Source organism: Mariniflexile sp. HMF6888 (genome assembly GCF_044335535.1).
GTDB lineage: Bacteria > Bacteroidota > Bacteroidia > Flavobacteriales > Flavobacteriaceae > Mariniflexile.
On record NZ_JBIQVZ010000006.1, the window covers coordinates 121502 to 143121 of the forward strand.

Sequence of the window (21620 nt, forward strand, 5' to 3'; positions counted from 1 at the left end):
CAACAACAGTAATTTTAACAAAAAATTATAATTAGCAAAAAAATTATGATGAAAGCAATTAAACTAATTTATTAACTAAACAAATTAAAATGGAGAAACTTAAACTTTTATTATTGGCCTTTTTAATAGGCTTTTCATCAACATCTTGGTCACAAAACCAAGTGACAGGTGTTGTAACTGATAATCAAGACATTCCTATACCTGGTGTTAATGTTGTTGTTAAAGGAACTTCAACTGGTAGTGCCACAGATTTTGATGGTAAATATCAAATTAAAGCAAACCCAGGTGATGTACTGGTGTTTTCTTATTTAGGTTACCAAACAACGGAGGTTGCTTTTAATGGGGAGCCTACATTGGATGTTAAATTGGAAGAAGATGCAGCCAAGCTTGACGAAGTCGTGGTTATTGGTTACGGTTCTGTAAAGAAAAGTGATTTAACAGGTTCTGTTGCATCAGTTGGTTTTAAAGAGATTCAGAGAGCAAACAAAGTTGATGCAATTTCTGCATTACAAGGACAAGCTGCTGGGGTGGTGATCCAACGTACAGACAACAAACCTGGCTCAGGAGGATTCAATATTCGTATACGTGGTGCTAGTACCATTAATAAAAATCAAACTGCAGATCAAGGCGGTTTTAATCCAGGGCAAAACCCTCTATTTATAGTAGATGGTATCTTCGTAGATGATATTTCATTTTTGAACCCAGCAGATATTGAAAGAATGGATGTTTTAAAAGATGCTTCTGCTACTGCTATTTACGGTTCAAGAGGTAGTAATGGTGTGGTTATTGTTGAAACAAAACGTGGTAAAACAGGAGACCTAAAAGTTAATTATAGTAATTATGTAGGTTTTAAACAAGCGTATCATCTTCCATCTATGCAAGATGGCCCAGGGTATGTAGAATACCTTAAGGATGTTGTAGTTGGTGGTCAATTTGCTTCAGGAAATTTAAGTTATACTAGAAATCAGGTTGTGCTTTCTGATTATTTAGATAGTGAAGAATTACAAAATGTTGCAGATGGCATAAGTACAGATTGGGTAGATCTTACACTTAAAAACGGTTTTCAAACTAACCATACTATTAACGTAAGCGGAGGAACAGAGAAAACTAAATATGCGGCAGGATTGGCTTACACAAAAGACGAAGGTACTCTTGGTGGTGAAGTTTTTGACCGTTATAACATTAGAGGAAGTTTAACTAGTGACCTTACTAAATGGCTGAATTTAAGTGTAAGTAATTATATTACTAATGCACTTCAAAATTCTGCAAGTTGGGAAGGATTTAGAAGTGCTTATAGATTAAAGCCAATTGGTAGACCATATAATGATGATGGGTCTTTAAGATTCTTTCCTACTCAAAAGGAAACTCAAATTACAAATCCACTATTTGAGCCAACTGGAGAAACAAAAGAAACAAAATATTTACAATATATTGGTGATATTGCATTACAAATTAAACCTTTGGAAGGCTTAACATTTACTACTAAGTTCTCTCCAAATGTAAAGTATACAAGATATGGAGAGTATCGTGCACTATATTCAAAAAGTGTTACTGGTAATCCTGCAAATAGAAGGGCTCAAGTAAACAATTTTAATTATTTTTCTTATACTTGGGATAATATACTTAACTACAAATTTACCAAAGGGATTCATGCCATCGATTTTACAGGTGTAATTTCTAGATTTAGTGAACGTTCTGAAGGGTATTATAATCAGGTTAGAAATTTCACGACAGATAATTATTCATTCTACAATTTAGATGCCGGACTTGATATTAGAGATGTTTCAAGTGATTTTATTAAACAAACCTTAGAGTCTTATACCGGAAGATTAAATTATACTTTAATGGATAAGTATTTATTTACTTTCACAGGAAGATATGATGGAGCTTCCATTTTGGCAGAAGGCAATAAATGGGCATTTTTCCCATCTGCAGCTTTTGCTTGGAAATTAATTGATGAAGATTTTATGCAATCTCAAAGTATATTCTCTAATGCAAAAGTGAGATTAAGTTATGGAAAGACGGGTAATAACGGTCAAGGAGGTGGATTAGGGCCTTTAAAATCTCAATCTCTGCTTGCTGGTAGTGCTACAAATATTGGAGATGGTGCTGTTTCAACTTTATATGTAACAGACATTGCTAATAAAGATCTTAAATGGGAAAAAACAAGTGAGATAAACTTGGGACTTGATTTTGGATTCTTAAATAATAAGATTAATGGTTCTATTGATATATACAATAGAAAAAATAAAGATATTATATTTTACAAAAGAATTCTTGCTGTTACTGGTTTCACAGGTATTTATGATAACATAGGAGCGTCTTCAAATAAAGGTATCGAGATTGCATTAAACACAGTGAATATTGATAAGGGAGATTTTAAATGGACCACTAATTTTACGTTTGCATCAAACAAGAATACTATTGATAAATTAAACGGAAGTGATATTTTCTTTAATGAAGGAGGTACAAATTTTATTCATAGAGTAGGAGAGCCTATAGGTGCAATTTATGACTATGTGTTTGATGGAATTTGGCAACTAGATGAAGCTGCTGAGGCTGCGACATATGGGCAGACTCCTGGTCAGGTTAGAGTAAAAGACATAAATGGTGATGGTGAAATAACTGCTGATAAAGACAGACAAGTTATTGGTCAAGCAACTCCAAAATGGACTGGTGGTGTTACTAGTACCATGAATTATAAAAACTTTGATTTTGCATTTTCTATAAACACAAGTCAGGGTAATAAATTAATGAGTAATTTCCATTCAAATAACTCATTCCCTTACGATGATGATCCATCAAGACTTTTTAATGCGTATGATGTAAATTACTGGACACCAACTAATCCTACTAACAATTGGTATCAACCAGGTAATGGTGGACAATATCAACATACTATAAAGTATAAAGATATTTCTAATACTAGAGTTGGTTTCATAACATTAGGTTATACACTTCCTTCTAATATTTTAGATAAGCTTAAAATTGAAGGTTTAAGAATTTATACCACAGTACAAAATCCATTCATTTTTACAGATTATGACGGATGGGATCCAGATAGTGCTGGAAGAAACTCTTGGGGCGCCTCTTATTTGTCTCGTACATATATGCTAGGACTTAATTTAAATTTTTAATTATTTGTTAAATAAAATTCAAGAAAATGAAATATATAAATCATAAAATAATTATAATACTGCTTACAGCGAGTGTGTTTAGTACTAGTTGCGACAGTTATTTAGAAGAAGAAAATAAGTCTTCTATAACAATAGAAACAGCCAGTTCTGATCCAGAGACTTTCAATCAATTGGTAGCCTCGGTATATGAAAGAGCTAGAGAAACAACAACACATTACGTTCCTGATATGTACTATACTTTAGAAGATTTAGGGACTGATGTTGTAACCAGAAGGTCAACAATTACAGGAGTCGATGAAATTAATGATTATGTAAATATGAATTCTTTCACTTGGGCTGTAGAGGTATATTGGGCGAATCAATATAGTATTATTGCCGCAGCAAATACAGCTATAGATAATGCAGATAATATTGTAGGCCTTACTGATAGTGAGAAAGCTATTGGTATAGGAGAAGCTAAATTTTTTAGAGCTTGGAGCTACTTTAATTTAGTAGAAAATTATGGAGGTGTTCCTTTAGTTGTAAATCAAGTTACAACAGCTCAAACTATATATACTCGCGAGAGCGAAGAATCTGTTTATACACAAATAGTTCAAGATTTAGAAGATGCCTTAGCATCTGTTAATTCAACAGCAAGTGCATACGGCAGAGTAACTAAAGATGCTGTAAGACACTTGTTGTCAAAAGTATTACTAACAAGAGGCTACAAATCTTTTGGTACATCTTCAGATTTTACAGAGGCAGCCTCTTTAGCAGAAACGGTAATAACTAATCATACATTGGTGTCTTCTTTTGCATCACTGGTTGATATAGGTAATCAAAGAAACTCAGAAGTAATTTTCTCTTATTTATTTGGAAGTAATTCAGTAAGCAGAGGTTGGGGTAACTCTAAACATATGTTATATAAATTTAGATTTTATGATTATCCAGGTTTAGAAAAAACAGTACAAGGATTAGGAGGCATGCCAACACCTTTTTATTATTCTCTTTTTGAAGATAATGATGAAAGAGCAACCGCTACTTTCACAAGAGTTAATTATGCAACAGAAGACTATGTAGGTTACGAAAATGGTACACCTGTAAATGTTGTTGCTGGTGATACAGCAATATATTTTCCTAAAACTGTATGGACACCAACTCAGATTGCTGCAAAACGCTATAAGGTAATCAATCCAGGGACTTATTTTCAAAATGACGGTGTAACAAATACACATTTCCCTATGTTTACTAAATTTGATGATCCAACCATACCTTTTACTCAGCCAGATCAATCTTCACAGGGAGAACGGGATATGGTTATGATGAGATCAGGTGAAGCTTATTTAATTGCTGCAGAAGCATATTTGGAATTAAATAACACAACTGATGCAGCGGCACGTCTTACAACGTTACGTTCCAGAGCTGGGTTAACTACAGCAGTAGTGCCAGGAGACGTAGATCTTGATTTTATTCTTGATGAAAGAGCTAGGGAATTAACAGGTGAAGTAAACAGATGGATGGATTTAAAAAGAACAGGAAAGTTAATAGAGCGTACTTTAGCACATAACCCACATGCGGCTTTGAATAATGCGCTGAAAGAAAAACATCTTTTAAGACCTATACCTCAATCTGAAATTGATGCATCTGCGAATAGTATTACACAAAACCCTAATTACTAATAGCATTTAGAAAGGTTTTTTTGAGTTAGTTTAGTTTTTGTTAATTAAATATAGGCAGGCATGTTTGTAGTCTGCCTATATTTTTAAAACTCATTTAAACTTTTTTGATTGAAGTGAAAATTAGTCATTTTTTGTCCAATCGAAGTTTTTTTTGAGTTACATAGCAGAGCTATGGAAGGAAAAAAAAGACATAGAGTGGACGTAAAAGGGCAATTTTTTAGCCAATTGAAAAAAATTTAAACGAGTTCAATAACACATGTATCTTGAAAGTGAAAGTTAGGGATTTAATTAAAAGCTTTCTATGAGTCCGCTTCTTAAGCAAAAAATAAAATTCATTTAGACAGGAATTATTGGTCAGATAAAATCCTAGGGAGTTCAAGACAAATTTCTCGTTAATATTATCAATGAAGTTAAGTAATAATATAGTTAATGGAATTTTAACGGTTAGTATTATACTTCCCTTTTTAGTTTCCTGTAAAGAGGAAATAAAACCTTCTATTGAGAAAGAATCTTTATCGGATAAAGTATACCCTTTTCTTGACACCGAAAACTCAAGATGGTTTTTCTTTTCATCTGCTAGCCGTCCATTTGGAATGGTTAATTTAAGTCCGGATACGCAAATTGGAGGCGATTGGGGGACTGGGTATCGCTACAATACGGACACCATAAAAGGTTTCAGTCATATTCATGCTTGGCAATTGTCCGGTTTGTCGGTAATGCCTGTAACCATTTCCCATGAAAACAAAGAGCGAATTTTTACTGATTTTTTCTCAAGTTTTAAACATCAAGCAGAAACAATAACGCCAGGATACCATTCAGTAGAGTTAGATAGGTATCAAATTAAGGTCGCATTAACAAGTACAAAACGGGTTGGGTTCCACCAATATTCGTTTCCAAAAAATAAAAAGGCAGGTATCCTTTTCAACTTAAATACCATATTGGGACCCTGTGAAAATATAGAAGGTGTACTAAAGCAAACGGGGAAAAGCCAGTTGTCGGGTAAATTAGTGGCAGCTCCAACACACAGACGTCCTAAACCATTAACCATATATTTTAAAGTACAACTAAATGTTCCTGTGACAGCTTTGGAAGAAGATGCTAAAACAGGAAATTATTTAATCAATATAGAGAATACAGAGAAAGCTGTTTTAATGAAGGCTGGGATTTCTTATACTTCAATAGAAAACGCAACTAATAATATTCAACAAGAATTACCTCATTGGGATTTTGATAAAATAGTTACGGAATCGAAAACCGAATGGAATAATATGTTGTCAAGAATTCAAGTGGAAGGAGGAACCGATACAGATCAAAAGCGATTCTATACCGATTTATGGCATGCTTTACAAGGCAGAAGAATCACTAGCGATGTTAATGGAGCCTATCCAGATAATACAGGTAAAACTTTTAGGGTTGGCCAGTTACCATTGAATGAAGATGGTAAACCAAAATTTAACCATTACAATTCTGATGCTTTTTGGGGTGCACAATGGACTATCAATACGCTTTGGGGATTGGTGTACCCAGAAATTATGGAAGAATTTGTACATTCCCTAATGCAATATTATAAAGATGGCGGTATGATTCCTCGTGGACCTTCTGGAGGTAATTACACGTTTGTAATGACGGGAGCTTCATCAACACCATTTATCGTAAGTGCTATTCAAAAAGGAATCATAAAAGAAGATTTAGAATCTATTTATATCGCGCTCAAAAAAAATCATATGCTTGGGGGGATTATGGGAAAAGCAGGTTACGAGCATACTACGGATATAGGAGGTGGTTTAGAATATTATTTAGAAAAAGGCTATGTGCCTTACCCTATTCCTGAAGGGAACTTTGGATTGCATCAAGACGGTGCCAGCCAAACCTTGGAATATGCTTATCAAGATTGGACTTTGGCGCAATTGGCTAAGAAGTTGCATCATGAAGAAGATTATGATTATTTTATGGCTAGGTCTAAAAATTATAAACATGTGTTTGATACCAATACAAGTTGGATGCGACCTAAAAATGCTGAAGGGAAATGGGCCGAAAACTTTGACCCTTATCAATACGAACATGGATTTATAGAATCAAATGCGGCACAATCAACTTGGTTTGTTCCACATGACATCAATGGTTTAGCAATATTGATGGGTGGAAAAGACAAAGCTGTTGAAAAATTAAATAAGCAATTTGAAACAGCCAAAGCGTTGAAGTTTACTTCAGGGGCATCACATGATGCCGAATTGCACCCAGAATATAGCCGTATACCAATCAATTTCGGAAATCAACCCTCTATACAGACGTCATTTATTTTTAATCAACTTGGTAGACCAGATTTGACACAATATTGGACAAGGACAGTGATTAATGAAACGTTTAGTGGATTGGCTCCAAGTACAGGCTATAACGGCGATGAAGACCAAGGCTTAATGGGTAGTTTGAATGTGTTGTTTAAAATGGGCTTATTTCAAATGAATGGTGGCACAGAAGAAAACCCAGCATATCAAATAGGAAGTCCCATTTTTAATAAAGTTACCATACAGTTACATCCAAAGTATTATTCAGGTGAAACATTTGTTATTAAGGCAATAAATAATAACGATGAAAATATTTATGTAAACAAGCTTAAATATAATACGGCTACTTTGTCTACTTATAGTATTTCTCATAAAGATATTACAAATGGAGGAGAGTTAATTTTAGAAATGTCAAACCAGTTTATAAATAATTTATAAAGCATTATGATACAATCTTTTATTAATAATCGGCATCTTGAATCAATAAAAAAAATAATCTTTTTTGTGTTTTTGGTATTTTTTTTTAACAGTAGCAATGCTCAAGAAAAACATCATACTTATGTAGATCCCATGATTGGATCCGAAGGAGATGGACGCGTATTCATCGGTCCGTCATGCCCATTTGGAATGGTAAAACCAAGTCCAGATTGTACTGTAAGTCCGAATAGTGGTTGGTTGCCTATGCCCAAAGAAGTAACAGGGTTTAGTCAAGTGCATGTTAGTGGCACTGGCGGCGGACCAAAATACGGAAACATACAAATCATGCCATTTTCTGGTGAATTAAATAAGATAGACCAAACCTCATTTAGACAAGAAGAAAACGTAAAACTGGGATACTATGAAACTGTTTTTAAAGAGAATAATATAAAAACGGAAATAACCACAGGAGAAAAGGTGTCTTTTTATAGAATTACATATCCTGAAAATGCAACTAAAGATCTAAAGATTGATCTAGGTTTCTTTTTAGGAGAACCAAAGGAGCCAAATCCAGATGCTAGAGAAGCACAACAATTTGTAGGCTCTCAAATTGAAATAGTTTCAAATACAGAGGTTAGAGGTTACAGTAGAATTAGAGGTGGTTGGAATAATGGACGTGCTTATACTGTTTATTTTTGGGCTACTTTCGATCAGCCAATAGCAAATTATGTCACTTGGAAAGATGGTGAGTTTTATGTTAATCAACCATCTCAATTTGATTCAGGAAAAAAAACAGGTGCTTTACTCTCTTTTGGCAATCAAGGGAAAAAAGAACTCAATGTTAAAATTGGTATCTCGTTTTTAAGTTCGTTAAAAGCAAAAAATAATATTGAAACTGAGATTCCTCATTGGGATTTTAATGCCGTTTTGTTAGCATTAGAAAATAAATGGGAACACTTGTTAAGTCGTATTACTTTATCAGACGATACTTCTGAAACGTATAAAAAAATGTTTTATACGGGATTATATCATACCATGATCATGCCTGTTGATAGAACGGGAGAAAATCCTTTATGGACTAACGATGAACCTTATTATGATGATTTTTATTGCATTTGGGATACGTTTAGAACATCGAGTCCCTTAATTACACTCATAGATCCCGATCGAGAGGTTGAGATTATTAACGCGATGTTAAATATTTATAAACGTGATGGCTATTTGCCAGAAGGCAGAAGTGGAAACGAAAATGGACGAACCCAAGGGGGGTCTAATGCTGAAACAGTAATTGCCGATGCCTTTGTTAAGAATTTAAAAGGTATAGATTATGAGTTAGCCTTAAAAGCCATGCTTAAAGATGCTGAGGTACCTCCTGGAGGTAATGAAGAAAAAGAAGGACGCGGTGGATTGGTAGATTATTTACGCTTGGGGTATATTCCTTACGGTATAGACAGAGCTGGCAATAGAACTATTGATTATGCTTATAATGATTATAATATAGCTACAGTTGCCAAGGGGTTACATCACGATGGTATTTATGATAGATATATAAAACAATCTGAGAATTGGAAAAATTTATGGCGTGCAGATTATGAAAATAATGGTTCTACAGGATTTATTATGCCTAAAGATGCTTCAGGTAATTGGTTAGATGATGTGGTTTTTGGCGAGTCAAAAATTCAGAAACCAACTTTTAAATATACACCAACAATTACCGAATCTCCATGGTATGTTTGCCACTGGTGTGTGTTTTTTTACGAAGGAACGTCTTGGGAGTATTCTTTAAGTATTCCTCATGATATTCCTGAAGTTGTTGCTAGATCTGGAGGAGATTTAGCTTTTAAAGACAGATTGGATACGTTTTTTGATGAAGAATTATACGATGTGTCTAATGAGCCTTCGTTTTTAGCACCTACTATGTACCATTGGATTGGTCGCCCAGACTTAAGTAGCGATAGAATACATGCTATTATAAAAAATAATTTTAATAGTTCACCAAAAGGTTTGCCGGGTAACGATGACTCAGGCGCCATGTCTTCTTGGTTGGCTTTTCACATGATGGGATTGTATCCCAATGCAGGTCAGCCTTATTATTTAATAAATACACCTTTAATTAAAGAAACCACGTTACAGCTAGAAGCAGGCAAATCTTTTAAGATTTCCACTAAAAATTTGAGTGATAAAAAGAGGTATATCAAATCAGCCTTATTAAACGGAAAACCCTATAATAAAGCATGGATTTTACATGAAGACATCGTTAATGGAGGTGAATTAATTTTAGAAATGACATCAAAACCATCCACTTGGGGAACCACTATGTTGCCACCAACAAAATAATTAGGATATGAAATCCCAACAAATTTAATTTGGTTTATCAACCAATGATGAATATGGGGATTACATCTGACAATTAAAAAACAATAAAAATAAACAGATGAAAAACATCATTATAGCAATCATTTTTTGCGCAACATATCAAATAGTAATGGCGCAAAACTACGTGCCATCGATTGAAAATAATACCACTTTGCATTATATCTGCAAGCTACATGGACAAACAAGAACATTGTCTCTTACCACACAAATGACTTCGGATACCTTGGTGCTAAACTTAGAAACGAGAGGTGTAAAAAGCAGTATCAGAACGACGCCAGAAGCGGTTAAAAGTGGCACGGAATTGAGTTTTAATCAAGGTGAAAGCGCGCCAATTTTAGTATTGAAACCCACGGAAACGTTTTTTATGATTTCGCAATCGGCTTACCAGGATCTATTAAAAAACAATCAATTTGTTTATAATAATACCACGTATGTATTAGATAAAGGTGAAGAAAAAAATCCTGTAGTCATTAACGGAAAACCAATACCAACTTGGCATGTAGTGGCTCAGATTGATGAAACTGAAATCTGGATTTTACAAAATCCTGAACTTCCCTTATTATGTAAAATGACTAAAAACCCATTGGGGATAAATTTCACATTAACCGAAATTGCAAATAATTGATGCTTTTAGAAGTAATAAAGGTAATATGTTATATTGAGAATACTTTTTAAATGTAATACGCAAAAGAGAATACTTTGAAAAATCAAATAAGTCGTAGTGAATTTATAAGATTAAGTAGTTTAACATTGGCTAGTAGCTTAGTTGCCGATGTGACTTTTGCAAATAACACATTTTTTAAAGATCGTATTACAGAAGTGGATATTCAATTAATGAAAAAACTTCTTTTAAATAATGACGCTAATGTTAAAAGCATTTTAGAAAAAAGGTGGTTTAAATCAAAGTATAAAATAAATAATTTTAGACCATTAGCAGCAGAAATTTCTATAATGACCGCTTCTTTATCTCATTCTGAATCGGCTTATTATAAATCAAAACCTCTTGAAGGAAGGTTGAATCAAGTCTTAGATGTTTTGTTAGATAATCAATATGATGATGGAACTTTAGATGCTGGAGGTAATAGACAATCACCACCAGATACTGCTTTTGTCTTAGAATATTTATGTGCCGCTGCGACCGTTTTAAATATAAATAAACAAACAGAATTACAGGGTCTTAGAGATAAATTAAAAGCCTTCATTGTAAAAGCAGGAGAAGCCATGATAACAGGTGGTGTTCATACACCAAATCATCGATGGGTTATTTCAGCTACCTTAGCGAATATCAATTCATTATATCCTGATAAGAGATACCTAAGAAGAATTAATCAATGGCTAGCAGAAGGCATCTATTTAAATGCTGACGGACATTATTTGGAACGAAGCGGTGTGTATTCGAACGTTATTAATAAGGCGTTTATTACTATGGCTAGATTGCTAAATAAACCAGAATTATTAGATAAAGTTCAAGCGAATCTTACAACTTACTATTATTATACTGAAACCAATGGCGATTTGGTAACTGTAGATTCTAGAAGGCAGGATCAATTTATGAATACAGATGTTTCTAAATTTTATTTGCAGTACCGTTATATGGCGATCCAAACCAATAATTCCATATTTGCTCATATGGTTCATGTCATTGAGGGGCTTCCTAGTTTTGCCACCGATATTTTATCACATGCATTGGTACATTTTATGGCAAACAGGGAACTTCAAAAGCAAATTCCTCTTGACGCAAATGTAGAAAATGATTTTGAAAAATTTTTTGCAATCTCCAATCTGGCTAGAATTAGACGAGGTAAAACGTCGATAACTTTATTCGGTGGAAACGATAAACCAGTAATTGTTATTTCTGGAAGATCTTCAAACCCCAATTTTTTAATGTACCGAAAAGGTGATGCCATTTTAAAATACATGCGTTTGTCTACTTCGTTTTTTAGAATGGGGTATTTTAGTAGCGATGGCTTGGAGAAAGTGGGGAATAAGTATATTTTTAAGGAAACCAAAGAAGCCAATTATTACCAGCCACTCGCTGAGGCATATCACAGAGAGGATGCCGATTATAAACTCTCTCGGTCGCAAGATGAAAGGTATTGGAATAAAATGGATTTTGATTCACGAACCAAAAGCAACGTAAAAACTCAAGTTTCAGTTATTGAAATTACCGAAAATAATGGAAAATTAAGTTTAGATTTTAAAGTAGATGGACCTCCAAACGTTGAAGTTACTATAGAAATGTGTTTTAAAGAAGGAAGTTTGATTTCTGGAGCAAAAAAGGATGAATATGGTAATTATTTCTTAAAATCGGGGTTAGGTGAATTATCCATGGGATCTGATGTAATGCAGTTTGGTCCTGGAAAAATGGAACATAGTAAAATAAATAATCTAGATAGTGAGCAATATACATATCATAAGGGTAGTTTGCGAACAGATGGTGTGCATGTTTACCTTACAGGATATACACCTTTTCAACACTCCATGTTTATTGGTTAGAAAGTTTAATGATTTAAAATAATTAATGAAAAAAATCGCACTATTTAGTCTTCCTGTTTTAATGTTTTTTTTGCTTTCTGCAAAGGGTATAGACTATAGGGTTGAAAAAAAACAAAAGGATTACCTAGTAACTAAATACGGTGCAATTCCTGATGGTCAAACCTTGAATACTAATGCTATTCAAAACGCCATTGATGCGGCTTATAAAAATAAAGGCGGACAGGTCGTTTTTCCTAAGGGACGATTTTTGTCGGGGAGTATTAAAATGAAAACCAATGTTAGTTTGTACTTTGAAGAAGGTGCTGTTTTATTGGGCAGTACCAATCCAAAAGATTATGATACGATGGCTTTTGAAGGAAGACCGGTTTCACCCAAAAGTGATGATAATTCGCAAATGGCTCTAATTTTAGCACACAAAGCCAATAATATAAAACTAAGCGGAAAAGGAACTATTGATGGTCAAGGGCTTAAGTTAGCATTGACAATAGATAGTTTACATCATGCAGGTATTGCCATAGATCCAAACTATAATTACAGGAGGCATAGACCCAATGAAACCATGCGCCCAAAATTGTTTCGTTTTTCACAATGTCATAATGTTACGGTACAAGATTTAAAAGTAGGTGAAGCTTCTTGTTGGGGTTTGTCTTTTGAGTTGTGTTCCAATCTTATAATTGATGGACTGACCATAACAAATCGTTCCTATTGGAATAACGATGGTATTGATATCACCGATTGTAAAAATGTAAAGGTCACCAATTGTAATATTAATTCTGCCGATGATGGTATCTGTTTAAAATCGTATTACCCAGAACATTTTAATGATTCTATTTATATAGCTAATTGTATTATTCGGTCTAGCGCAAGCGCTATAAAGTTTGGATCAGCATCTTACGGAGGTTTTAAAAATATTACTATTGAAGATATTAGGGTTTTTGATACGTTTCGTTCTGCTATAGCCATACAATCTGTTGATGGAGGAATTATTGAAAATGTTTCTATAAGTAATATAGAGGCTTTAAATACTGGTAATGCTTTTTTTATCCGTTTGGGTCATCGCGATGGTGGAACTCCTGGAATTGTAAAGAATATTTCTATTAAAAACATGAAAGTTCAGGTGCCTTTTGGACGTCCAGATATAAATTATGACTTAAGAGGTCCTGAGGTCGATTTTTTTCATAACCCATTTCCTGCTTCAATAGTTGGAATTGAAGAGTTTGCTGTTGAAAATGTTGTCTTAGAAAATATTGAAATAAGTTATCCTGGTAGAGCATCAAAAGGCATGGCATATGTGCCTATAAATAGGTTAGAACAAGTTCCTGAGAAAATAAAAGATTACCCCGAGTTTTCTATGTTTGGTGAACTTCCAGCGTATGGATTGTATGTAAGACATGCAAAGGGTATCTCTATGAAAAATATTAAATTCACACTTGATTATTCAGATTTTAGACCTGCTTTTGTTTTTGATGATGTTCGAGATTTAATGATGGAGCAAGTTGATTTGTCTTTAGAAAAGAAAGAAGAAGTAATTTTAAAAGAAGTAACACGTGCTAATTTAAATGTCAAACAAAGTATTGTAAAAACAGTAAATTAATTTTCAAATAAAAGATTAAAAATGAGTAAATTAAGTAGTTTAATATTATTTTTTTTAAGTATATACGCATATTCTCAGGAGGTAAAAGAAGAAATGCAAAATGGTAAATTTGAACCTAATTGGGAGTCATTAAAACAATATGAAACACCAGAGTGGTTTCGCGATGCGAAATTCGGTATTTGGGCACATTGGGGGCCACAATGTGAACCAGAACAGGGTGATTGGTATGGTCGCAATATGTATATAGAAGGTGAAAAACAATATGAATCTCATTTAAAACAATATGGACATCCATCAGAATTTGGTTTTAAAGATGTTATTCATGAGTGGAAAGCAGAAAAATGGGATCCGGAAAAATTAGTAGCGTTATACAAGCGTGCAGGCGCCAAATATTTTTTTGCCATGGGTAACCATCATGACAATTTGGATTTATGGGATAGCAAATATCAAGAATGGAATTCGGTTGATATAGGACCTCGTAAAAATATTTTGGAAGGATGGGCTAAGGCTTCAAAAAATAATGGATTGCCATTTGGTGTGAGTATTCATTCTGCCCATGCGTGGACTTGGTATGAAACGTCTCAAAAATCAGATAAAGAGGGTAAATATGCAGGGATACCTTATGATGGTAAATTGACAAAGGAAGATGGTAAAGATACATGGTGGGAAGGTTTAGATCCTCAAAAATTGTATGCACAAAACCACTCATTAAGTGCTGGAAGTGAAGGGGAAGTTGTTACAGGAGATCAGTGGGGCTGGGAAAATGGTGCTTCTATTCCATCAGAAGAATATTGTCTTAATTTCTACAATCGTACGGTTGATATGATAAATAAATTTTCACCGGATTTAATTTATTTTGATGATACGGTACTTCCATTATGGCCTATAAGCAATGTTGGATTAGAGGTTGCTGCACATTATTATAATACTAATATGGAATTAAATAATGGAAAACTTGAAGGTGTAATTTTTGGTAAGATTTTAAATGAACATCAAAAGGAATCCTTGGTTTGGGATGTAGAGCGTGGCGCTCCAGATGCAATTCAGGAAAAGGCATGGCAGTCTTGTACATGTATTGGTAATTGGCATTATAAAAGAGATATCTATAATAACAACAGTTATAAATCGGCTAAAACTGTTATGCAAATATTAGTTGATATTGTGAGCAAAAACGGGAACCTTCTTTTAAATGTTCCTGTAAGAGGTGATGGCACCATAGATGAAAAAGAATTAAAAATTGTAGAAGATATTACAGCATGGATGGATATTAATAGTGAATGTATTTACGAAACGCGTCCATGGCATATATATGGAGAGGGACCAAAAGTAGACAAAGCAAACCCGCTTAAGGCACAGGGTTTTAATGAAGGAAAAGGAGATGCTTACACATCTCAAGATATTCGTTTTACAAAAAAGGGAGATGTACTATATGCTGTAATTATGGAATGGCCAGAAAATAACCAGGATGTATTGATTAAATCTTTATCAACAAAGAGTCCTTATTATAATAAAAAATATAAAAAGGTAGATATGTTGGGAGGCAAAGTTGGGTCGTATAAATTCAACAAGAAAGGATTAAGTGTTAGTCTAGAAGAGAAAAACAATAAAGTCACACCTATTGTGCTTAAGATTTATTAACTCTAATTTTAGTAAAAACCATTAATATATTTAAAAAGGTTGGTTCATCATTTTTAGACAATGACATGAAAGATCAAAAAATTGAAATTATTAATTAAAAACTCAAATGAACTGTACTATTCGAAAACAGTATTTTTTTCTATTTATCATAGCTACATGTATTTATAGTTGTGGTAATAGTAATGTGTGTTTAAATGATGTACAGGTTATAGGAAGTCATAATTCTTATAAAGTTGCTATTGAAAAACCTTTATTTAATTATATGTTTCAATTAGATTCTTCCAAAGCAAAATCATTACAATACACACATTTATCATTAGAGAAACAATTAGATTTAGGTTTACGGAATTTAGAATTAGATGTTTTTTACGATCCCAATGGTGGTTATTATTCGAATCCTAAAGGATTGGAAATAGTGAAATCTTTGGGAGAGGAACCGCAAGTTTTTGATAAAGAGCAGAAACTTAATACGCCAGGTTTAAAAATATTTCATATTCAAGATATTGATTTTAGAAGTCACTATTTGTTGTTTAAAGATGCTTTAGTCGCTCTAAAAAAATGGTCCGATACTAATCCAAATCATACTCCAATTTTCATTTTAATAAATACAAAGGATCAAGTGATAGAAAATTTGCGAGAGCCATTACCATTTTCGGCATTAGCTTTAAGTAGTATTGATACCGAGATTAAAAGTGTACTTCCACAAAGTCAATTAATTACCCCCGATTTGGTTAGAGGCAATTTTAAAACATTAGAAGAAGCAATTCTTAAAAATGGTTGGCCTGAATTGACTAGTGTTAAAGGGCGTTTTCTTTTTGTCTTAGATGAAAAAGAAGATAAAATCAATAGGTATTTAGAAGGTCATCCTTCGTTAAAAGATAGGGTTTTATTTGCAAATAGTAAAGAAGGACGCCCAGAAGCAGCCTTTAGAATTATAAACGATCCTATTAAGGATTTTGATTATATAAAAGAATTAGTTGCCAAAGGATATATTGTTCGTACAAGAGCTGATTCTGGTACTAAAGAAGCGAGAACTAATAATTATATCCCTTTTGAAAAAGCTAAAGAGTCTGGTGCACAAATAATTTCAACGGACTATTATGTGCCATCAACCTTATTTCAATCCAATTTTATAGTATCCTTCGATAACGATACTTTTGAAAGAATAAAAAAACAACCATGAAGATATTTAAAGTTTTTATCACCTTACTTTTTTTTCAAATAGCTTTTCTTAATGCTCAAAATACACTTGATTTTTCAATTGTAAAAGCAACGGAGTCTTGTAGTATTGTCATCGATAAAAAAGATGCAAAAGTGGTTGAAATTGCTGCAAACATATTGGCAAACGATATAAAAAATACCACAGGAAAAACTATTAAAGTTTTGAATGAATTAGATGATAATATTATTCTAGCTGGGACTATTGGTAACAATAAGCTTATAGAAAAACTTATTAAGTCGAACAAAATAGATGTCTCAACCATAAAGAATACATGGGAGCGTTTTAGTATTCAAGTGGTTAAGAATCCCTTTAAAGGTGTGAGTCAAGCTCTAGTAATTGTAGGGTCAGATAGAAGAGGAACAGCATATGGGATACTCGAAATCTCTAGAATGATTGGTGTTTCCCCTTGGGAATGGTGGGCAGATGTGACTCCTTCAAAGCAAGAAGATATTACACTTTCAATAGAGAATAGAGTGTCACATGAGCCATCTGTAAAATATCGTGGTATATTTATAAATGATGAAGATTGGGGGTTACAACGATGGGCAGCTTTAAATTTCGAACCTGAAATTGGAGATATAGGCCCAAAAACCTATTCCAAAATATTTGAACTCTTATTGCGTTTACGAGCAAATACCATTTGGCCCGCCATGCATAGAAGTACAAAACCCTTTTATTCGTATCCTGAAAATAAAAAAGTAGCAGATGATTATGCCATTATTATTGGCACATCGCATGCAGAACCCATGTTGAGTAATATTAACACAGAATGGAATCATGAAACGATGGGGGAGTATCGCTATGATACCAATTCGGAGGTCATAAAAAACCTGTTTGCCAAACGCGTAAAAGAAGCTGCTCCATATGAAAATATGTATACCACAGGAATGCGTGGAGAGCATGATTCCCCTATGATCGTTGGTGAAGATGATACCGATCAACAGGTCAAATTATTGGAAAATATTATTACCGACCAAAGGGCGATTTTAAAGAAAGAACTAAAAAAAGATCCGAAAGCGATACCACAAGCTTTTATTCCTTATAAAGAAGTTTTGAAATATTATCAAAATGGATTGCATTTACCAGAAGATATTACACTTGTTTGGACTGATGATAACTATGGTTATATCCGACAATTAAGCAATCCTGAAGAACAAAAGCGTAAAGGAGGCGCAGGCGTGTATTATCACACATCCTATTGGGGGCGTCCTCATGATTACTTATGGCTAAATTCTACGAATCCCGTTTTAATGTGGGAAGAAATGTCTAAAGCCTATGAATTTCAATCCCGTGATTTATGGATTCTCAATTGTGGCGACATCAAACCTCACGAATACAATATAGAATTGTTTTTAGATATGGCTTGGAATATGGACACTTTTGATAAAAGTAGTTCTATAAGAACACATCTGAAATCTTGGGCAGCTAGAGAATTTGGAAATAAAAATGCTACTGAAATTACCAATTTAATGTTTGAAAATAATCGACTGGCTTATATGCGTCGTCCGGAGTTTATGGCTTGGAGTCAGGTGGAACCAGTTACGAAAGCTGGCGAAACAGAATTGACGCAGTATCATTATGGTGATGAGGTAACGAGTAGAATTAACGCCTATGAACATGTAGTTGAAACCACAGAGCGCCTATATAATTCTATCTCAGAAAATCGTAAAGATGCTTTTTATCAGTTAGTGTATTATCCAGTAATTGGTGCTTCAAAATTAAATCAGAAATGGCTCTATTATTATAAAAATAAGTTTTCAGCACAACAGAGAAAGGCAAGTGCTCATTTTTATGGAGAGCAATCAGCAAATGCTTATAATCGTATTTTAAAAGAAACTAATTATTATAACAAAACGCTAGCACAAGGAAAATGGAATCATATCATGACGATGCAACCTAGATTTTTGCCAGTGTTTTCCAAACCTGTTTATTCCATTGTAGATTCTAATGAAAAACCAACTTTAGGTCTTGCTTTAGAAGGTTATGAAATGGAAGTCAATCATGATATAGTAAATAGTTTTGCAGATGTTTTACCTGTTTTTAATAGTTATACAGACAATCATTATTTTATTGATGTCTTTTTAAAAGGAAAAGGCAATGTAGAGTGGAAAGCAATTCCGAAAAATGATTGGATTAAAATTTCAGAAACAAAAGGTGTTTTAACAAATGAATCGGGGAAACAACAAAAACGTTTATGGGTAAGTATTGATTGGGATAAAGTACCTAAAGGAGAAAACCAAAAAGAAGCGCCTTTAGGTCATGATTTTCAATTGATTCCTCCAAGTTATAAAGTAAATAGTGCTATAGATTTTGTTAGTGGAGATCATACTGTAACTATAGGAGTATCTGTCTATAATCCTAAATTTGAAGTGTTGGAAGATTATTCAGGTTTTGTTGAAGATAAAGGCTTTGTGTCCATAAATGCTGAAAACTTTTCAAGAAAAGTAAATGGGTTAGAAGCTTCTTGGGAATTATTAGAAGGTTTAGGGTATACAGGAAAAGTGATTACAGCCTTACCTAGAAGCGTAAATTCTGAAACAGATTTAAAATTGATTCAGCAAAATAGTCCATTACTGGAATACGATTTTTATGCCTTTAATTTTGGCGAGGTTGATGTAAGAATGCAAGCCGTTCCTACACACGCCAACTATGAAGGTAGAGGTGTGCGTTGTGCTGTTGCAATCGATGATGCCGAACCTGTAATAGTTAATTTTCAAACGTCAGGGCGTAGTGATGAATGGAAACAAAATGTGCTTAAAAATGCTAGTGTAAAGAGTGTTAAACAAATTGTAAATAAAGCAGGAAAACATACATTAAAAATTTGGATGGTCGATTCTGGGGTTATGTTAGATCAAATTTTAATTGATTTGGGTGGCTGGAAAAAATCATATGCTTTTCCGAAAGAAACAGTAAAGAAATAAATCAATTATTGATGGCATGAAATTTCAAAAAAATCTTGTATTTATAATACTCTTGCTAATACTGGTTTCTTGTAAAACAAATCAGGAAGCTGTATATAGTAATGCGCGCATTGCTTTCATAGCCGATGCCCATTTACAAGATATTTTTGGGGAATTTCAAGATAACGATTATAAGGGGATTAAAAACCCTGTAACGGGAGAGTATGCAAATATCAGAACCATGCATTCACAATTGCAATCTACCAGAATTTTTAATGAAAACTACTTTGCTTTTTTAGAGGCATTGAATGATATTTCGAGAAGAGGAATAAAAACGGTAGTCCTTCCTGGTGATTTTAGTGATGATGGACAACCTATTCATGTTAGAGGATTAAGACGAATACTTAACGAATATTCCAATAAGTATGGAATGTCTTTTTTTGTTACAACAGGAAATCATGATGCGGTAAGACCTTTTTCCCAAGATGCAACCAAAACTGATTTTTTAGGGAAAGACGGGAAAGAACAAATTATTAGCAGTGCTAAAACTAATTCACCTATTTTAGAAAATCAATTAGAACCCATTGTGACATCTGATATTAAAAACTGGGGTTACGAAGAGATGATGACTGAAATGGCCGATTTTGGTTTTTATCCAAAAAGCACTTACTTATATTGGGAAACTCCTTTTTCCAAATATAATTATGAAGACTATAATTATGAAAAAGCTTTAAAAGAATCTTTATTAAAAAAAAGAAACTATGCCATTAAAAATACCGATTTATCACTGCCAGATGCTAGTTACTTGGTTGAACCTATAAGCGGAGTTTGGCTCTTAGCTATAGATGCCAATGTATATGTTCCTAATACAAATTTATCTGGATTGAAAGAGAATCCTAAAGATTTTTCAGGAGCTAGTATAGGCTATAATAACGTGCTTTTGTATAAAAAACATTTAATAGATTGGGTTAAAAAAGTTTCAGAAAGAGCAAAACAAAAAGGAAAGATTTTGATTGCTTTTAGTCATTACCCGATGGTTGATTTTAACGACGACGCATCTTCAGAATTAAAACGTTTTTTTGGAGGTAATAAAATGCAATTGCAAAGAGTTCCAAATGAAGATGTAGCCAAAGCATTTGCAGATGCGGGTCTTCAAATTCATTTTGGAGGACACATGCATATAAACGATACGGGTATTAGAACAACAGAAAAAGGCAATACGTTGTTTAATATTCAAACACCCTCATTGGCGGCTTATATGCCAGCTTATAAAATACTTGCGATCCTTTCTGATTCAGAGTTTGAAGTGGAAACTGTTGTTTTAGATTCGGTTAGAAATTTTAATAGTTTATTTCCTTTTTATGAACAGGAGTATGCATATTTAAAAAGTATAAAAAATGATAAAATTTGGAATAGAAATATTCTGAATTCTTTAAATTATAAAGATTTTACAGCATGGCATTTAAAAGAATTAGTAAGACTTCGGTTTTTACCAAAGGATTTTCCAGTCGACTTTTTAGAATCTTTTTTAAAACTTACAGGTAAAGATTTGTTGGAAATAAAGAGTAATAACTCTGAAACGCACAAATTGTTGTTATCTAATGATTTGACTATTAGTGATTTTGAAACTTGGACGGGTTTTGATATGATATTTGATTTTTATAGGTTGAGAAATTCTGATGAATTAGCCATTCCAGAAATTGGACTTAGTAGGTTAAAACAATATCAAATGGTATGTAAACAATTAGAAAATGTAGATGATGATAAGTTAGTTTTATGGGCGAAAATATTTCAAAAAACCCTAAAAGGACAACCTTCGAATCACTTCAAAATAAATTTAAAAACCAATAATCTAGAACGTTTAGATCCTTAAATGGGATTAAGATTGACATTGTGA

11 protein-coding genes are annotated in these 21620 nt (G+C 33.4%); all 11 read left to right on the plus strand.

Features of this window, described 5'->3' with window-relative positions:
* Window positions 1-89: 89 nt before the first annotated feature.
* The 11 genes from ACGLWY_RS14030 (at window position 90) to ACGLWY_RS14080 (ending at window position 21596) form a co-directional block, all read left to right on the plus strand.
* Entirely contained in the window at window positions 90-3137 is a 3048-nt protein-coding gene (locus tag ACGLWY_RS14030; protein ID WP_396620299.1) for a SusC/RagA family TonB-linked outer membrane protein, read from the plus strand.
* Window positions 3138-3163: 26 nt separating this feature from the next.
* Window positions 3164-4795 carry a RagB/SusD family nutrient uptake outer membrane protein gene (locus tag ACGLWY_RS14035; RefSeq protein ID WP_396620300.1) on the plus strand — a complete coding sequence of 544 codons (1632 nt, stop codon included), beginning with the start codon at window positions 3164-3166 and terminating at the stop codon, window positions 4793-4795.
* A 404-nt stretch (window positions 4796-5199) separates the two neighbouring features.
* On the plus strand, window positions 5200-7518 hold the full coding sequence (locus tag ACGLWY_RS14040) for a GH92 family glycosyl hydrolase (protein ID WP_396620301.1): 2319 nt from the start codon (window positions 5200-5202) through the stop codon (window positions 7516-7518).
* 6 nt (window positions 7519-7524) lie between these two features.
* The gene (locus ACGLWY_RS14045; RefSeq protein ID WP_396620302.1) at window positions 7525-9834 is read left to right on the plus strand and encodes a GH92 family glycosyl hydrolase; all 2310 of its coding nucleotides are present in this window, start codon (window positions 7525-7527) and stop codon (window positions 9832-9834) included.
* Between the two features lie 97 nt (window positions 9835-9931).
* On the plus strand, window positions 9932-10498 hold the full coding sequence (locus ACGLWY_RS14050) for a hypothetical protein (RefSeq protein ID WP_396620303.1): 567 nt from the start codon (window positions 9932-9934) through the stop codon (window positions 10496-10498).
* Between the two features lie 74 nt (window positions 10499-10572).
* Window positions 10573-12369: a hypothetical protein gene (locus tag ACGLWY_RS14055; protein ID WP_396620304.1), complete on the plus strand. Its 1797-nt coding sequence runs from the start codon at window positions 10573-10575 to the stop codon at window positions 12367-12369.
* A gap of 25 nt (window positions 12370-12394) precedes the next feature.
* The gene (locus ACGLWY_RS14060; RefSeq protein ID WP_396620305.1) at window positions 12395-13963 is read left to right on the plus strand and encodes a glycoside hydrolase family 28 protein; all 1569 of its coding nucleotides are present in this window, start codon (window positions 12395-12397) and stop codon (window positions 13961-13963) included.
* 21 nt (window positions 13964-13984) lie between these two features.
* Window positions 13985-15601: an alpha-L-fucosidase gene (locus ACGLWY_RS14065; protein WP_396620306.1), complete on the plus strand. Its 1617-nt coding sequence runs from the start codon at window positions 13985-13987 to the stop codon at window positions 15599-15601.
* Window positions 15602-15707: 106 nt separating this feature from the next.
* Window positions 15708-16784: a phosphatidylinositol-specific phospholipase C1-like protein gene (locus tag ACGLWY_RS14070; RefSeq protein ID WP_396620307.1), complete on the plus strand. Its 1077-nt coding sequence runs from the start codon at window positions 15708-15710 to the stop codon at window positions 16782-16784.
* Entirely contained in the window at window positions 16781-19744 is a 2964-nt protein-coding gene (locus tag ACGLWY_RS14075) for a glycosyl hydrolase 115 family protein (protein ID WP_396620308.1), read from the plus strand. The genes ACGLWY_RS14070 and ACGLWY_RS14075 overlap by 4 nt, the downstream gene beginning before the upstream one ends.
* 16 nt (window positions 19745-19760) lie before the next feature.
* Window positions 19761-21596 carry a metallophosphoesterase gene (locus tag ACGLWY_RS14080; protein ID WP_396620309.1) on the plus strand — a complete coding sequence of 612 codons (1836 nt, stop codon included), beginning with the start codon at window positions 19761-19763 and terminating at the stop codon, window positions 21594-21596.
* The last annotated feature ends 24 nt before the right edge of the window (window positions 21597-21620 follow it).

Coding starts and splice junctions, on each gene's coding strand:
- ACGLWY_RS14030 (WP_396620299.1), top strand. CDS start 90: ATGGAGAAACTTAAACTTTTATTATTGGCCTTTTTAATAGGCTTTTCA.
- ACGLWY_RS14035 (WP_396620300.1), top strand. CDS start 3,164: ATGAAATATATAAATCATAAAATAATTATAATACTGCTTACAGCGAGT.
- ACGLWY_RS14040 (WP_396620301.1), top strand. CDS start 5,200: ATGAAGTTAAGTAATAATATAGTTAATGGAATTTTAACGGTTAGTATT.
- ACGLWY_RS14045 (WP_396620302.1), top strand. CDS start 7,525: ATGATACAATCTTTTATTAATAATCGGCATCTTGAATCAATAAAAAAA.
- ACGLWY_RS14050 (WP_396620303.1), top strand. CDS start 9,932: ATGAAAAACATCATTATAGCAATCATTTTTTGCGCAACATATCAAATA.
- ACGLWY_RS14060 (WP_396620305.1), top strand. CDS start 12,395: ATGAAAAAAATCGCACTATTTAGTCTTCCTGTTTTAATGTTTTTTTTG.
- ACGLWY_RS14065 (WP_396620306.1), top strand. CDS start 13,985: ATGAGTAAATTAAGTAGTTTAATATTATTTTTTTTAAGTATATACGCA.
- ACGLWY_RS14070 (WP_396620307.1), top strand. CDS start 15,708: ATGAACTGTACTATTCGAAAACAGTATTTTTTTCTATTTATCATAGCT.
- ACGLWY_RS14075 (WP_396620308.1), top strand. CDS start 16,781: ATGAAGATATTTAAAGTTTTTATCACCTTACTTTTTTTTCAAATAGCT.
- ACGLWY_RS14080 (WP_396620309.1), top strand. CDS start 19,761: ATGAAATTTCAAAAAAATCTTGTATTTATAATACTCTTGCTAATACTG.